This is a genomic window from Cognatilysobacter terrigena (assembly GCF_004361065.1).
In the GTDB taxonomy this organism is placed as follows: Bacteria; Pseudomonadota; Gammaproteobacteria; order Xanthomonadales; family Xanthomonadaceae; genus Cognatilysobacter; species Cognatilysobacter terrigena.
In genome coordinates this window covers 22,427-38,604 of the sequence record NZ_SELT01000010.1, presented here as the reverse complement: position 1 = coordinate 38,604, position 16,178 = coordinate 22,427, and the positions used below count along the sequence as shown (strand labels likewise).

The window sequence follows — 16,178 nt, the reverse complement described above, 5'->3', positions numbered from 1 at the left end:
CCGCGACATCGGGCCGCGCCTCGCGTGGTGCAAGGGTGACGATCGGCGCATGGACGCGCCGGACGGACCGGTGGGATCAGTCGCGCGCTGGGCGTCGCAGGATGAACTCCAGGTCGCGCACGCGGCCAACCGGGAACTCGTAGGTGCCGACTTTCTCGAAGCCGTACCGCGCATAGAAGCGCTGCGCCCCGAGGTTCTCGCTCCACACGCCGAGCCACAGCGTGCGCGGGCCATCGCGCTCCAACCACGCCATCGCGGTGTCCATCAGACGCCGCCCCGCGCCGCCGTTCTGGAATTCGCGCAGCACGTAGAGACGCTTCAACTCGCGATCACCTTGCGCGACGTCCGGATGCGGCAGGCCGCACGGACCCGCGGCGCAGTGACCGACCGCGCGACCATCCGCCTCGAGGAACCACACCGCGTAATCGGGATGCGACAGGATCACCGCCTGCTTCTCGACGGCGTACGCGTCATCGAGAAACGCCTGCAGATCCTCGGGCGGATACAGATGCCCGAAAGTCTCGACGAACGTGGCGGTCGCGAGCGCGGACAGCGTCGCGGCGTCGTCCACCGTGGCGCGGCGGATAGTCGGAGTCAAAGCATGCCCTCCCGATTTCGGCGGTGCGCGATGAACCATTGGACGACGGCACGCGTCGCGATCGCCGCCGCGATGAATTCAACCATCCGATACGGCACCGCGTAGCGAGGCTCGGCTTGCAGAACCATATGCACGGCTGTTGCGGCAATGAGCGTTGCCGCGACCAATGCTTCACCCAGCGTCACGTTCTCTCGGGTCTGACGCCGGGCGGCGCGAACCACGACCAGTACGACGCCCGCCAGCGCTGCAAGTCCGATCAAGGCGTTCAGCCCGAAACAGATGGACGCTACCACCCTGAAGAACGCATTGCGTTCGTAGGGCGAGTTGTACGTCGGGAACACGTAGAAGCCGCCTTGGCCAACTCGAATATCCCAGCCCCAGAGCGTCGCCGGCTTTTCCAAGAGGTACCAGCGCAGCGATTCACCTGGTGTCTGCATCAGCCGCGAGGTGACGCGCGCTAGGCCCGCTCGGCGCGACTGCGTACCCACCGCAATCTCGGCGTCGATCTCGTTCCAGGCCTCCACGCCCGCCGGCGTCATCGCATTTGCGAGACGAGACCAATGCACGACGTGATACTCGGGATGCGATCCCTGCACGAAGTTCATCCACGCGCGATCGGACGAACCCGGCCCGTCCGAGTGAACGGATACGGCGTCGCGCACCGACCAACCAATCGGCGCCATCAGGAACGTGAGGAGAAATACGAGCGCACAACGCCGCCTGCCACGAATGGCAAGCACGATCGCCGCTAAAACCCAGATGACGGCACTCACCGGATTAGTGAGCCATGCCAAACCCGCAAGCAGGCCCGCACCTGCTGACCTACGCGAGGCGCGCACGGCGTCGAGCGTCGACAGCCACCACAGGGGCACGACGACAAGGGCGCCGTACAGCACCTCTGACAACAGGTAAGCGCTGCTTGCAACGAGATGCGGCCAGAACGCCCCGGGGACGGCGACTGCGATCGCTGCAGGACGCCCCGCGACGCGCTGTGCAAGTAGGGCAGCGAAGGCCACTGTCAGCGCGCCAAGCAACGCTTGCGCGACGAGGATCGGCATGTAGGCCTGGTCCAGCCCGAACGCTGCAAACAGTGCAGCGAGAAATGCCGGGTAGCCCGGTGATCGCCATGCATCGGGCACCAGCGGCAACCCTTCTGCCGTCATCGCGAACGTAGCATGTCGATACAGGTTCAGTGCGTAGGCGACGTACTGGCCGGCATCGCCTCCGGTCGGCGAACGCACCGTGACCTGCGTTACGAAGTACGCGCGAACCGCGAACGACACGAGAAACGCAACTACCGCGAGAGCCGCCGCACCGCGCCACCACTTGTCCGTAGGCTGCGGTCGGACGTCCGGACCGGCCGTATAGCGACCTCCGGACGCCGGGGACATCACTCCGCCTTCGCCTCGCGCGGACGCACTGCGATGTGCACTTCCGCCAGCTGCGCATCCGGGATCGGCGACGGCGCGCCGGTCATGAGGCACTGGGCCGATGTCGTCTTCGGGAACGGAATGACGTCGCGGATCGACTCGGTGCCCGCCATCAGCGCGGCGATGCGGTCGATGCCGAATGCAATGCCGCCGTGCGGCGGCGCGCCGTAGCGCAGCGCTTCCAGCAGGAAGCCGAACTTGAGCTCGGCTTCCTCGCGGCCGATGCCGAGCAGGTCGAACACGGCCGACTGCATCGACGAGCGATGGATGCGGATCGAACCGCCGCCGATCTCGTTGCCGTTGAGCACCATGTCGTAGCCGCGCGACACCGCCGTCGCGGCGTTCGCGCGCAGGTCGGCCTCGTCGTCGACGCTCGGCGCGGTGAACGGGTGGTGCAGCGCTACGTAGCGCTGCTCTTCCTCGTCCCACTCGAACATCGGGAAGTCCGTAACCCACAGCGGCTTCCAGCCGTCCTGCACCAGTCCGAGGTCCTTGCCGAGCTTCAGGCGCAGCGCGCCCATGAAGTCGGATGCGGACTTGTACGTCGCCGCACCGAAGAAAATCGCGTCGCCGGTGTTCGCCTGCGTGGCGCGCAGGATGGCGTCGAGCGTGGCGTCGTCGAGGAACTTTGCGATCGGCGAATTGATGCCCTCGCGGCCCTTCGAGGCGTCCTCGATCTTCATCCACGCGACGCCCTTTGCGCCGTACTTCGCGGCATGCGCGCCGAGCTCGTCGATCTGCTTGCGCGACAGCTGCGCGCCGCCCGGTGCACGCAGCGCGATCACGCGGCCGTCGGCGTGGTTCGCCCAGTCGGTGAACACCTTGAACTCGCAGTTCTTGACCAGCTCCGCGATGTCGGTGAACTCGATCGCGATGCGCAGGTCCGGCTTGTCCGAACCGTAGCGACGCATCGCCTCGGCATAGGTCATGCGCGGGAATTCGGCATCGAGTTCGACGTTGATGACGTCGCGGAACACGCTGCGGATCATGTCCTCGACCGTGTCCTGCACGTCGCGCTCCGACACCCACGCGAACTCCATGTCGAGCTGCGTGAATTCGAGCTGGCGATCGGCGCGCAGCGCTTCGTCGCGGAAGCAGCGCGCGATCTGGTAGTAGCGGTCGAAGCCCGCCATCATCAGGATCTGCTTGAACAGCTGCGGCGACTGCGGCAGCGCGTAGAACTCGCCCGGGTGCATGCGCGCCGGCACCAGGAAGTCGCGCGCGCCTTCGGGCGTGGCCTTGGTGAGGATCGGCGTTTCGATGTCCTGGAAGCCGCGCTCGTCGAGGTAGCGGCGCAGCGCCGCGACCAGCTTGATGCGCGTGCGCATCATCTGCTGCATCTCAGGGCGGCGCATGTCGAGGTAGCGGTACTTGAGGCGGATGTCCTCGCCGGCGTTCTCGTGCGCGTGGAACGGCAGCGGGTCGGCCTTGTTCAGCACGTCGATCGACGTCGGAATGATCTCGACGCGACCGGTGCGGATCTTGTCGTTCGCGGCGTAGCGCGCGCGCACCGTGCCGGTGACGCGCACGGCGTCCTCGTTGCCGAGTTCGGCCGCGGCCTTGAACAGCTCGGGCTGGTCGCTCTCGACGAGCACCTGCACCACGCCTTCGTGGTCGCGCAGGTCGATGAAGGTCTGGTGGCTCTGGACGCGGGCGCTGTTGACCCACCCGCAGAGGGTGACGGTCTGGCCGATCAGGCGCTCGTCGACGAGGCCGCAGAACTGGGTACGCATGGACACTCCGGCGGCGCCCCGGAAGCGGGCGCGGATGAGCCGGCTAGTTTAGCGTCCGCGCGGGCCGCGGACCCGGCCCGACGGGTGTCGACCGCTCGATGCCGACGTATTCAGGATGCCGCGGAGGTGCCGCCCGAGCTGCTGCCCGAGGTCGAGCCGGAGCTGCCTGACGATCCCGCCGCAGGCGCCGCCGGCTTGGCGTCGCCGCCGGACGACGACGCACCGCCGGAGGGCGTGCTGCCGGACGACCCGCCGTCGCCTGCAAGGTTGCGCTTCTTGTCGCCGTCCTTCTTGAAGTCGGTTTCGTACCAGCCGCCGCCGGCGAGGCGGAACTGCGGGGCGGTCAGGCGACGGCGGACCTGCGGCGCGCTGCACTGCGGGCAGTCCGTCGGGTCGGCGTCGCTGAGCTTCTGCAGGCGGTCGAAGTCGTGGCCGCAGGCGGCGCATTCGAAGGCGTAGATGGGCATGCGCGGTACCAGAGGAGATGCTGCACGCCACATGGGGGTGGCGCGCTCGAATTCAACCGCCCGGTCACGGGGCCGTCGCGCAGCTCCCGGCGTCGCACTGGTGGAAGCTTGCCCGCGTCGTCGACGTCACGCTGTAGGTCCCTGAATAGCCGATGGGCTTGAGTTCACTCTGGAGATGGATCTCTTCGATCCCGTATAGGCGGCTGCCTACGCGTCGAAGCGGTCGCAAGTAGCGGACCCGCCACGGCGCGCACTGCGTCGCCCCGGCCGCCTGCGCGCTCGCGCAGTCGCTCACCCAGCGAGTGCTGCCATCGGCCATCTTCGCGCGGGTTCGACGCTCGTAAAGGCGCTCGCCGATGACGGACCACCATTGCGGGATGTGCGAGGTGGACGACAGGATCGTATTCGCCTCTTCACCGGTCCCATCACTGTTTCGCGTCCACACGATGGAGGCGTTGTCGGACGGATACGTCGACGGATAGGCAAGCGTCATTCCGGATCGCCACGTGCCGGCCGCGCGCGCAACGTCGAACGGCACCGTCTCGGCACGGACCGAAATTGCGGTTCCCAACGCAGTTCGGGAAACGCCGCCGGAGGTGCGGGTGGCCGCGTACACGACAGCGTCGACGCCGGGCACGCCATCGACGGACCACAGGGTGGTCGCACCATCCGTGTAGCGCACCTGCAGGCCCCCGTCGGACGTCGTCGACCAGGCGAACGACACGCCGTAGCCGCCCGTCTGCGGTTGCATGCGCGAGTCCACCTTGTAGCCGACGTCTTCGGTCACACCGGCGCCACCGGCGTCGAACCGGTGGAGCGCTGTGTCGCAAACATCCAGCGTGTACACCGGAGCAGCGCCCATACAGTGGACAGGCAAGGTCTGGCGTTGGCTGGCGATGGTCGACCACGCCTGCGTACGAACGAGTGCCGAAAAGTCGGTGCTGCCGATGAGATCAGTCGTCGTGATCTGCACGGGCGCCTGCGCCGGGACATCCGGATAGCTGTCCTGCCAGCGATAAACGATGAGCCAGTAATCCACACGACTACCGTCGTAGAGGCGACGCCATTCAATGGCGTTCAACGTGCGATCGATCGCGACCGGCGTACTGGGGCTGAAGGACGTTGTTTCGAACCGGCGCTGCGCGGACGGCGTGACGGCCGTGAGGCGGAATGTACCGGCGGTGATAACCCCGTCGTATCGGCTGTCCGCGACGGGCGTGGTGTCGAGATAAGTGAAGCGGCCATCGTCACGGCGATCGAGCAGCGCCGCGTAGGTGTTCATCGGCAGCTCGTCCTTCGGTTTACCCGAACGGGCGAGCAGTCGCGCAGGCATCTCGTCGACGCGTGCAATCGGCGCTAGTGCGGGTCGGGCCGCCATGTACATCGTCAGCGCCGCCGGCCACGTGTAGTGGCCGTTCGAGGTCACCGGATCGATCTCGACACCCAGCCGCGACGGATCGCTGACGACATCGAACCCGGTTGCGTACCCGGGCGGAAGCACCCGGGCCCCGCTCGCGTACTGATCGAGCATGTACGCGACCACGCCGAGGTCGTAACCAAGGAACGTGCCGAGCGTGTCCTCAAACTCCGTATCGCTCGACGCATCGCGCCCACCCAGGCTGTTTCGCTCGAGCACTGCGAATGCAGTACTGAAGGGACCGACATGCAATGCCGGCGCATCGGCCGACGAAGCGACCCCGTCGCCTGCCGCAAGCGCCTTCAGGCGCGCCATCGACCCCAGCACGCTGCGATATTTGATGTCGCCGGCCGTGGCCGTGACCACGACCATATCGCCCGGCCTCATGAGCGGCGTCGTCGCAGTGAAGCCAGCTCCACTCACGACCGCGGATACGTGCTGCGTACCGACGACCACGTCGACACCGTCGAGCGCACGACCTGCCGGAAGCCCCAGCACATCGCCGCTCAGCGTCAGCGAGATCGGCACTACCTTCGGTGCTGCACCGTTGCGCGCCGGAAGCTCGCTGGATGCTGCGGCCGTCGCGAGACGAGGTGCAGATACCGCCGGCGCCGCCTTCGTGCGCGCAAGCATGCTAATCACCATGCGCCACATCGATCGATCCGCGCTCATCGACATGGCCGCGGCAGTCGTCGCGGCGACGAGCGCGGCGACCATCAATCCCTTGCGAACGTGCATTCTCCAGCCTCCCCCTCGGCGTGAGCCCGCGAGTCTAGGGGTAGACCGCCGTACGGTCACCTATCGATCAGGCCGCGTCGTAAAGCGCGAGGAACGCGGCTTCGGCTTCGGCCAGTGCCGCCGCGGCGGCCGCGCGGTCGGCGGCGAGCTTGCCGGCTTCGGCGAACTTCGACGGATCCGCAAGTTGCGCGTCGATGGTTTGCAGCTTGGCTTCGAGTTCGGCGACGCGCGCTTCGGCCTGTTGCAGCTTGATCGGGTTCACCTTCTTGCCGGACTTCGCAGGCGCAGCAGGAGTCGGCGTTGCGACCGGCGCCGCCGCCGGCTGTGCGTTCTTCGACGGCTCGTTCTCGCGCGTGCGCAGCCACACCGCGTACTCGTCGAGGTCGCCGTCGAAAGGCTGGGCAACGCCACCGGCGACGCGCCAGAACGTTTCGCAGACCAGGCCGATGAGGTGGCGGTCGTGGGAGACGAGCACGATCGCGCCATCGAAATCGGCGAGCGCTTCGGCAAGCGCTTCGCGCATGTCGAGGTCGAGGTGGTTGGTCGGCTCGTCGAGCAGCAGCACGTTCGGCTTGCGCCACGCGATCATCGCGAGTGCGAGTCGCGCACGCTCGCCGCCGGAGAAGCCGTCGACCGATTCGAATGCGCGATCGCCCGGGAACTGCCACTTGCCGAGGAAGTCGCGCAGCTGCTGCGTCGCCACGCCCGGCGCGAGCTTCTGCAGGTGTTCGATCGGCGTCTCGCCCTTGCGCAGCGATTCCACCGTGTGCTGCGCGAAGTAGCCGATGCGCAGGTCGGGATGGCCGCCCCGCTCGCCTGCGAGCAGTGGGATCTCGTCGACCAGCGACTTCACCAGCGTCGACTTGCCCGCGCCGTTCGGGCCGAGCAGTGCGATGCGATCGCCCGCTTCGAGGCGGAAGGTGATGTCGCGCAGCACACGGATGTCGCCGTAGCCGCAGTCGGCATGCGTGAGGCCGAGCAGCGAATGCGGCAGCTTGTCGGGCACCGGGAAATCGATGTGCAGCGAGCGCTCGGCGCGCACGGCCTCGGTGCCGGCGAGCTTGGCGAGGCGCTTCATGCGGCTCTGCGCCTGCTTGGCCTTCGACGCCTTGGCCTTGAAGCGGTCGATGAACTTCTGCAGGTGCGCGCGCTCGGCCTGTTCCTTCTCGTGCGCGATTTGCTGCTGGCGCAGCTGTTCGGCGCGCTGGCGTTCGAAGTCGGTGTAGTTGCCGGTGTAGAGCTTCGCGGTGCCCGAATGCAGGTGCAGCATGTGGCTGCAGAGGCCGTCGAGGACTTCGCGATCGTGCGAGATCACGAACAGCGTGCCCGGATATTTCAGCAGCCACTGCTCGAGCCAGAGCACGGCGTCGAGATCGAGGTGGTTGGTCGGCTCGTCGAGCAGCAGCAGGTCCGACGGTGTCATCAGCGCACGCGCGAGGTTCAGGCGCACGCGCCAGCCGCCGGAGAACGACTTCACCGCGCGGTCGTGCTTGTCCGACGAGAACCCGAGGCCGTGCAGGAGCTTCGCCGCGCGTGCTTCGGCGTCATAACCGCCCACCTCTTCGAGGACATGGTGCGCCTCGGCAACGGCCTCCCAGTCTTCGCGCGCCGCCGCCTCGCGTTCCGCCGCGATCGCCGCATGCACCTTGGCATCGCCGGAAAGCACGAAGTCGAGCGCCGTGTCGTCGAGCGCCGGCGTTTCCTGCGCGACGCTCGCGATGCGCGCCTTGCCGGGGATGTCGATGTCGCCCTTGTCCGGCTCGACCTCGCCCTGCAGCGCCGCGAACAGCGACGACTTGCCCGTGCCATTGCGGCCGACCACGCCGACGCGCCAGCCGGCATGCAGCGACAGGTCGACGCCGGACAAAAGCAGCCGCTCGCCGCGACGCAGGGCGAAATCACGAAATCCAATCATCCGGCCATTGTACCGGCGGGCCGCTGCGCGCTCTGGCGCCCACATCACGGAGACGCCGTGCGGTTAAGGTGCTGAACGGCCGCCGGGCCTTTCATCACTGCCGACGACCCCATGCACCACACCTCGCTCATCGCCCTGCTCGTCGTGGGCTTCGCGCTCGCCTTCCTCTTCGGCGGGCTCGCCCACCGCCTGCGCCTGTCGCCCCTCGTCGGCTATCTCATTGCCGGCGTACTGATGGGGCCGTTCACGCCGGGCTTCATCGGCGATGCGTCGCTCGCGCCGCAGCTGGCGGAGATCGGCGTCATCCTGCTGATGTTCGGTGTCGGCCTGCACTTCTCGTTGCGCGATCTGCTCGACGTCAAGGGCATCGCGGTGCCGGGCGCCCTCGTGCAGATCGGGTTCGTCACCGCACTGGGCTGGGGACTCGCGCGATTGATCGGCTGGCCGAACGTCACCGGCATCGTGTTCGGCCTCGCACTGTCGGTCGCGAGTACGGTCGTGGTGCTGCGCGGGCTCGAGGAGCGGCGCCTGCTCGACAGCTCGCGCGGGCGCATCGCGGTGGGTTGGCTGATCGTCGAAGACCTCGCGATGGTGCTCGCGCTCGTGCTGCTGCCCGCGCTCGGCGGACGCGAGGGTGGAAACATCGGCGTCGCGATCGTCATGACGATCGCGAAGGTCGGCGGCTTCGTCGTCTTCATGCTCCTGGTCGGCCGACGCGTCATTCCGTGGATCCTCGAACGCGTTGCCGGCACCGGGTCGCGCGAGCTGTTCACGCTGTGCGTGCTGACGATCGCGCTCGGCGTCGCGTTCGGTTCGGCACACCTGTTCGGCGTGTCGTTCGCGCTCGGCGCGTTCTTCGCCGGTGTCATCCTCAGCGAATCCGAATTCAGCCAGCAGGCCGCGAGCGAAACATTGCCGCTGCGCGATGCGTTCGCAGTCCTGTTCTTCGTCTCGGTCGGCATGCTGTTCGACCCGATGATCCTGATCGAAGAACCGATGAACGTGCTGGCGACGTTCCTGGTCGTCGTGCTCGGCAACGGGATCGCCGCATGGGGTGTGGCGCGGCTGCTCGGAAAGCCCGGGAGTACGGCGCGGCTGCTCGCGGTGAGCCTGTCGCAGATCGGCGAGTTCTCCTTCATCCTCGGCAGCCTCGGCGCGTCGCTTGGCATGCTGTCGAAGGACGGGCAGAGCCTGATCCTCGCCGCCGCGATCCTGTCGATCGTCATCAATCCGCTGCTGTTCGCGCTGCACGACCGCATCGAAGCGCGACGCGAGCGAAGCAAGCCCGAAGCCATCGAGGTGATGTCGCCGCCGCTGCCGGATGGCGAGCGCCCGCACGTGATCCTGATCGGCTACGGGCGCGTGGGCAGCGAACTCGGCCCGCTGTTGCAGGCACACGACATCCCGCTCGTCGTGATAGACGACGACCTGCCGCTCGTCGAGCGCGCGCGCGCCGCGGGCATTCCCGCCGTGCGCGGACATGCGGCGAATCCCGTGGTGCTTACCGAAGCGCGACCGGAGCGCGCGCAGATGGCGCTGGTCGCGATTCCGAATGCGTTCGAGTCCGGCGAGATCATCGAGCGACTGCGCGAACTGAATCCGACGATCAGCGTGATCGCTCGCGCGCATTCCGATGCCGGTGTGAAATACCTGCTCGAGCGCGGCGCCGATGGCGCTGTGATGGCCGAGCGCGAGCTGGCGCACAGCCTGGCGGAAATGGTCGGTGCGCTGCCCGCCTTCCGCGGCGAGCGCTCGCTGCCGCCGGCGACGGCCTAGCCGCGATGCGGCTCGTCGTGCTCACCGGCGCCGGCATGTCCGCGGAGAGCGGCGTGCCGACGTTCCGCGACGCGTTGACCGGCCTCTGGGCCCGCTTCGATCCCGAGCGCCTGGCGACGCCCGAGGCATTCCGTCGCGACCCCGACCTCGTCTGGGGCTGGTACCGCTGGCGCGCGGCGCAGGTGCAGCGCGTGCAGCCGAACGCCGGCCATGCCGCGATCGCGGCGATGGAACGCGATGGCATCGAGGTCGACGTCGTGACGCAGAACGTCGACGACCTGCACGAACGCGCCGGCAGCACGCGGGTGCATCACCTGCACGGGCATCTGCTGCAGTCGCGCTGCATCGACTGCGGCGCGACAGCGGAACCCGATCCGATCGTCGCGCCCTACGAAGGTGGCGACGAGGGTCGCCATGAAGCGCCGCCGCGATGCGCGCGCTGCAGCGGCCTGTTCCGTCCCGGGGTCGTGTGGTTCGGCGAAGCACTGCCCGACGACGCGTGGAGTGCGGGCATCAGTGCGCTCGAACGCGCCGACGGAGTGGTCGTCGTCGGCACGTCGGGGCTGGTGCACCCGGCCGCTTCGTTACCGGGCCTTGCGCGCTGGCGCGGGCTGCACGTGCTCGAGATTAACCCGCAAACGAGCGCGCTCACGCACGACGTCGACGAACACTGGGCGATGACCGCGAGTGCAGGCCTCACCCGCCTCGCCGAAGAACTTCGCAGCGCGTAAACGACAACGCCACCGGTGCGACCGGTGGCGTTGTGTCGAACTGTCGCGTCGATCAGACGCGATCGAACTCCAGATGCCCGCCCTCGGTGCGCACGCGCACGGTGTCGCCGCTCGCGAACTCGCCTGACAGGATGCGCTGCGCCAGCGGGTTCTCCAGCTGCTGCTGGATCGCACGCTTGAGCGGCCGCGCGCCGTAGACCGGGTCGAAGCCGATGTTGCCGAGCAGGTTCAACGCCTCGTCGGTGAGTTCCAGCTTGAGGCCGCGCTCGGCCAGACGCTTCTCCAGGCCACGCAGCTGGATCTTCGCGATTTCGCGGATCTGCTTCTTGTCCAGCGGATGGAAGACGACGATGTCGTCGAGGCGGTTGATGAATTCCGGACGAAAGTGCGCCTGCACCACGCCCATCACCGCCGCCTTCATCTGCAGGTAGGCCTCCGGCGAATCGTCGCCCGATAGTTCCTGGATCTGGTGCGAGCCGAGGTTCGACGTCATCACGATGACGGTATTTCGGAAATCGACCGTGCGGCCCTGGCCGTCGGTGAGGCGGCCGTCGTCGAGCACCTGCAGGAGGATGTTGAAGACGTCGGGATGCGCCTTCTCGACCTCGTCGAGCAGGATCACGCTGTACGGGCGACGACGCACCGCCTCGGTGAGGTAGCCGCCTTCCTCGTAGCCCACGTAGCCCGGAGGCGCACCGACGAGACGGCTCACCGCGTGCTTCTCCATGAACTCGCTCATGTCGATGCGCACCATCGCGTCCTGCGAGTCGAACAGGAATTCGGCGAGCGCCTTGCACAGCTCGGTCTTGCCGACACCCGTGGGGCCGAGGAACAGGAACGAGCCGCTCGGGCGGTTCGGATCGGAAAGGCCGGCGCGCGAACGACGCACCGCATCCGACACGACCTTGATCGCCTCCTCCTGGCCGACCACGCGCGTGTGCAGCTGCTCGTCCATCTTCAGGAGCTTCTCGCGCTCGCCTTCGAGCATCTTGCTGACCGGAATGCCGGTCCAGCGCGCGACGACCTCGGCGATTTCCTCCGCGGTCACCTTGTCCTGCAGCAGCCTGAAGCCCTTGGTTTCGGCTTCCTGCGCGGCGGCAAGCTGCTTCTCGAGTTCGGGCAGCAGGCCGTACTGGATCTCCGACATGCGCGCGTAGTCCTGCCTGCGCTGCGCGGCCTCGAGCTCGAGCTTTGCCGCTTCGATCTGCTCCTTGATCTTGGTCGCACCCTGCAGGGTGGCCTTCTCGGCCTTCCAGATCTCCTCGAGGTCGTTGAACTCGCGCTCCAGCGTGGCGATCTCGCTTTCGAGATCCGCCAAGCGCTGCTTCGACGCCTCGTCCTTCTCCTTCTTCAGCGCCTCGCGCTGGATCTTGAGCTGGATGAGTCGACGCTCCTTGCGGTCGAGCTCCTCCGGCTTGGAATCGATCTCCATGCGGATGCGCGACGCGGCCTCGTCCATCAGGTCGATCGCCTTGTCGGGCAGCTGGCGATCGGCGATGTAGCGGTTGGACAGCGTGGCCGCGGCGACGATCGCCGGGTCGGTGATCTCCACGCCGTGGTGCACCGCGTAACGCTCCTTCAGGCCGCGCAGGATCGCGATGGTGTCCTCGACGCTGGGCTCGCCTACGAACACCTTCTGGAAGCGGCGCTCCAACGCGGCGTCCTTCTCGATGTACTTGCGGTACTCGTCGAGCGTGGTCGCGCCGATGCAGTGCAGCTCGCCGCGCGCGAGCGCCGGCTTGAGCATGTTGCCCGCGTCCATCGCGCCCTCGGCCTTGCCCGCGCCGACCATCGTGTGCAGCTCGTCGATGAAGAGGATGATCTGGCCTTCGTTCTTCGCCAGATCGTTGAGCACGGCCTTCAACCGTTCCTCGAACTCGCCGCGGTACTTCGCGCCGGCGATCAGCGCGCCCATGTCCAGCGACAGCACGCGCCTGCCGCGCAGGCCCTCGGGTACCTCGCCGTTGACGATGCGCTGCGCGAGACCTTCCACGATCGCCGTCTTGCCCACGCCGGGCTCGCCGATCAGCACCGGATTGTTCTTGGTGCGACGCTGCAGCACCTGGATCGTGCGGCGGATCTCCTCGTCGCGGCCGACCACGGGGTCGAGCTTGCCGCTCTCGGCGCGCGCGGTGAGGTCGATCGTGTACTTCTCGAGCGCCTGGCGCGCGTCTTCCGCGTTCTCGTCCTGCACCTTCTCGCCTCCGCGCAGCTTGTCGATGGCCGCTTCGAGCTTGTCCTTCGTCGCACCGGTCGCCTTCAATGCACGGCCGAGATCGCCGCCATCGTCCAGCGCGGCCAGCACGAACAATTCGCTCGCGATGAAAGAATCGCCGCGCTGCGTCGCGAGCTTTTCGGTGACGTTGAGCAGACGCGAGAGATCGTTGCTGATCGACACGTTGCCGGCCTGCCCCGTCACCTTCGGCAGCCTGTCGAGCGCCTCGCCGATGCGTTCGCGCAACGCGGCGACGTTCACGCCGGCCTGCGCGAGTAACGGACGCGTGCTGCCGCCCTGCTGATCGAGCAGCGCGGCCATGAGGTGCACGGGCTCGATCACACTGTGGTCGCGCGATACCGCGAGCGACTGCGCGTCGCCGAGCGCCTGCTGGAAGCGGGACGTGAGCTTGTCCATCCGCATTGGAAGATCCTCTGGACGACCGGGGCGGTCATCGACCGTGATGGCCGATAGATGCGGTCTATGCCGGGTGATTCAAGCGTCGCGCCCGACCGTTCAGCAGCACGTCAAGCCGCGTCCACCGATCCCTTACGCGCGGACCACCAGACTCCGTCGGATGAGTGCGACCGCCCCGCTGGCCCTGCCCGCCCCGCCGCCCGTGCAATCGCACTGGGCGCTGTTCCTCGATGTCGACGGCTGCCTGCTCGACTTCGCCGACCATCCCGGTGACGTCCACGTGCCCGACGGCCTCGGCGACGCCTTGATGCGTCTGTCGCGTGCGCTCGATGGCGCGCTGGCGCTGGTGAGCGGACGCCGCATTGCGCAGCTCGACACCTTGTTTCCGGGCCTGCGCGTCCCCGCGGCCGGCCTGCACGGCCTTGAACTGCGCGAGGCCATCGACCATGCGCCTGCGCTCGACGCACCGCCCGAGCTGCAGCACGTGCGTGACGCCGCCGAGCAGATCGCGCTCGCGCATCCCGGCGCGATCGTCGAGGACAAGGGCGTCGCACTCGCACTGCATTGGCGCGGCTCGCCCGCCGCGCGTTCGCCGCTGGAGGCGATCGCCGCTTCGGCGCTCGCGAACCTGCCGGGCTATCGGCTGCAGCACGGCAACTGCGTCGTGGAACTGCGGCCGTCGCACGCGGACAAGGGCGATGCGATGCGTCGACTGATGGGCGTCGACCCATTCGTCGACCGGACCCCGGTGTTTGCCGGCGATGACCTGACCGACGAGGACGGCTTCGCGGCGGCGAACGCGCTCGGCGGCCTGTCGGTACGCGTGGGCGACCGTCAGCCGACGCGCGCGACGCACACCCTGCCCGGCACGGATGCGTTGCGTCGCTGGATCACGGAAGGCGCCGACCGCCTCGGAGCGACCGCATGAGCACGCTGTCCCTTGGCCTGGTCGGCAACGGCAGCATCGGCGCACTCATCGACCCGCAGGGCCGCGTGGTTTGGGGCTGCGTGCCCGCGTTCGACGGCGACCCGACGTTCTGCGCGCTCTTGTCGCCACGTATCGACGGTGGCGATTTCGCGATCGAGCTCGACGGCGGCGTGTCGAGCGAGCAGCACTACGTCGACAACACCGCCGTGCTGCGCACCGTGCTGCGCGACGGACGCGGCGGCGCGGTCGAGATCCTGGATTTTGCGCCGCGATGGAAGCAGTACGACCGCTTCTATCGCCCGGTGATGCTGATCCGCACCGTCCGGCCGCTGTCGGGCGAGCCGCGCATCCGCGTGCGGCTGCGCCCGCTCGCCGACTACGGTGCGCGTGTGCCCGAGCGCACCTGGGGCAGCAACCACGTGCGTTTCGTGCTGTCGGATTTCACGCTGCGCCTCAATACCGATGCGCCGGTTCGAATGGTGCGCGAGGAAATTCCGTTCCTGCTCGATCGCGAGCTCAACTTCATCCTCGGCCCGGACGAGACCTTCACCCGCGCCATCGACGACTTCACGCACGAAGCTTACGAGCGCACCGTCGACTACTGGCGCGAGTGGGTGCGTGCGCTGTCGATTCCGCTGGAATGGCAGGACGCCGTGATCCGCAGTGCGATCACGCTCAAGCTCTGCCAGTACGACGAAACCGGCGCGATCATCGCAGCGATGACGACGTCGATCCCGGAAGCCGCGCATACGCAGCGCAACTGGGACTACCGCTACTGCTGGCTGCGCGACGCCGCGTTCGTCGTGCGCGCGCTCAACCGCCTCGGCGCGACGCGCACGATGGAGGAATACCTGCGCTACGTGTCCAACCTGATCCCTGAGGACGGCCATCTGCAGCCGCTCTACGGCATCGGCCTGGAGCGCGAGCTGCACGAGAGCGAGGTCGAGGCGCTGGCCGGCTACCGCGGCATGGGGCCGGTGCGTCGCGGCAACCTCGCCTGGGTGCAGCCGCAGCACGACGTCTACGGCAGCGTGGTGCTGGCGTCGACGCAGATGTTCCTCGACCGCCGCCTCAACCTGCCGACCGGAAGCGCACACTTCGCGCGCCTCGAACGCCTCGGCGAACGCGCGTTCTCCCTGTTCGACCAGCCCGACGCCGGCCTGTGGGAATTCCGCGGCCGCGTCGAAGTGCACACCTATTCCGCGGTGATGTGCTGGGCGGCATGCGACCGTCTCGCGCGCATCGCGAACGCGTTGCATATCGACGACCGCGCGCGCTTCTGGCGAGAGCGTGCCGACCGCATGCACGCGCGCATCAGCGAGCTGGCGTTCGACCCGCATCGCGGGCATTTCGTCGAAGGCACGCACAGCGGCCGCATGGACGCCGTGCTGCTCCTGCTCGCCGACCTCGGCTTCGTGCGGGCCGACGATCCACGCTTCGCGGCCACGGTGGATGCCGTCGGGCGCGAACTGCGCCAAGGCGACGGCATGCTGCGCTACATCGCACCGGACGATTTCGGCGTGCCGGAAACCAGCTTCACGATCTGCACGTTCTGGTACATCGACGCACTGGCGTCCGTCGGACGCGCGGACGAGGCGCGCGAACTGTTCGAACGCGTGCTCGCGCGCCGCAACCCGCTCGGCCTGCTGTCGGAGGACCTCTCGCTCGAAGGCGGCGAGCTGTGGGGCAACTTCCCGCAGACGTATTCGCATGTCGGCCTGATCAACGCGGCGATGCGCCTGAGCCGCCCGTGGGAGGACGCAACCTAGCGTTCCGCTGGCATCGCGCAGCCATCACGCATCGACGAGCCGCG

The 16,178-nt window shown here is 67.7% G+C and carries 11 protein-coding genes; 4 read left to right on the top strand and 7 right to left on the bottom strand.

Translation table 11 applies throughout. The features are described from left to right. Positions 1-76: 76 nt before the first annotated feature. The 6 genes from EVS83_RS07815 to EVS83_RS07790 form a co-directional block, all read right to left on the bottom strand. Positions 77-637, bottom strand: coding sequence for a GNAT family N-acetyltransferase (locus tag EVS83_RS07815; RefSeq protein WP_208108716.1), 561 nt, complete (start codon positions 635-637; stop codon positions 77-79). Next, positions 595-1,989, bottom strand: a complete 1,395-nt coding sequence (locus EVS83_RS07810) for a hypothetical protein (RefSeq protein ID WP_133500485.1) — start codon at positions 1,987-1,989, stop codon at positions 595-597. Before EVS83_RS07810 ends, EVS83_RS07815 begins: the two co-directional genes overlap by 43 nt. Then, positions 1,989-3,761 (bottom strand): aspartate--tRNA ligase, encoded by a 1,773-nt coding sequence (gene aspS / locus EVS83_RS07805; protein WP_133500484.1) that lies wholly within the window; start codon positions 3,759-3,761, stop codon positions 1,989-1,991. Before aspS ends, EVS83_RS07810 begins: the two co-directional genes overlap by 1 nt. A gap of 110 nt (positions 3,762-3,871) precedes the next feature. Next, complete coding sequence (locus EVS83_RS07800; RefSeq protein ID WP_133500483.1) at positions 3,872-4,228, bottom strand: FmdB family zinc ribbon protein; 357 nt, start codon at positions 4,226-4,228, stop codon at positions 3,872-3,874. A gap of 64 nt (positions 4,229-4,292) precedes the next feature. After that, a complete protein-coding gene (locus tag EVS83_RS07795; protein WP_133500482.1) occupies positions 4,293-6,383 on the bottom strand; it encodes a hypothetical protein in 2,091 nt (696 codons plus the stop codon). Positions 6,384-6,450: 67 nt separating this feature from the next. Continuing rightward, complete coding sequence (locus tag EVS83_RS07790; RefSeq protein WP_133500481.1) at positions 6,451-8,298, bottom strand: ABC-F family ATP-binding cassette domain-containing protein; 1,848 nt, start codon at positions 8,296-8,298, stop codon at positions 6,451-6,453. A 111-nt stretch (positions 8,299-8,409) separates the two neighbouring features. Between EVS83_RS07790 and EVS83_RS07785 the strand changes: the two genes are divergently transcribed. Beyond that, entirely contained in the window at positions 8,410-10,074 is a 1,665-nt protein-coding gene (locus tag EVS83_RS07785; protein ID WP_133500480.1) for a monovalent cation:proton antiporter-2 (CPA2) family protein, read from the top strand. A gap of 5 nt (positions 10,075-10,079) precedes the next feature. Beyond that, positions 10,080-10,805, top strand: coding sequence for an SIR2 family NAD-dependent protein deacylase (locus EVS83_RS07780; protein ID WP_133500479.1), 726 nt, complete (start codon positions 10,080-10,082; stop codon positions 10,803-10,805). 52 nt (positions 10,806-10,857) lie between these two features. Here EVS83_RS07780 and clpB read toward each other — a convergent pair whose 3' ends face one another. Next, complete coding sequence (gene clpB / locus EVS83_RS07775) at positions 10,858-13,443, bottom strand: ATP-dependent chaperone ClpB (RefSeq protein ID WP_133500478.1); 2,586 nt, start codon at positions 13,441-13,443, stop codon at positions 10,858-10,860. A 154-nt stretch (positions 13,444-13,597) separates the two neighbouring features. Here clpB and otsB point away from each other — a divergent pair, with 154 nt between their 5' ends. Together otsB and EVS83_RS07765 are read left to right on the top strand one after the other, a co-directional pair. Then, entirely contained in the window at positions 13,598-14,365 is a 768-nt protein-coding gene (gene otsB, locus EVS83_RS07770) for a trehalose-phosphatase (RefSeq protein ID WP_133500477.1), read from the top strand. Continuing rightward, positions 14,362-16,134, top strand: a complete 1,773-nt coding sequence (locus tag EVS83_RS07765) for a glycoside hydrolase family 15 protein (RefSeq protein ID WP_133500476.1) — start codon at positions 14,362-14,364, stop codon at positions 16,132-16,134. Before otsB ends, EVS83_RS07765 begins: the two co-directional genes overlap by 4 nt. Positions 16,135-16,178 lie beyond the last annotated feature (44 nt).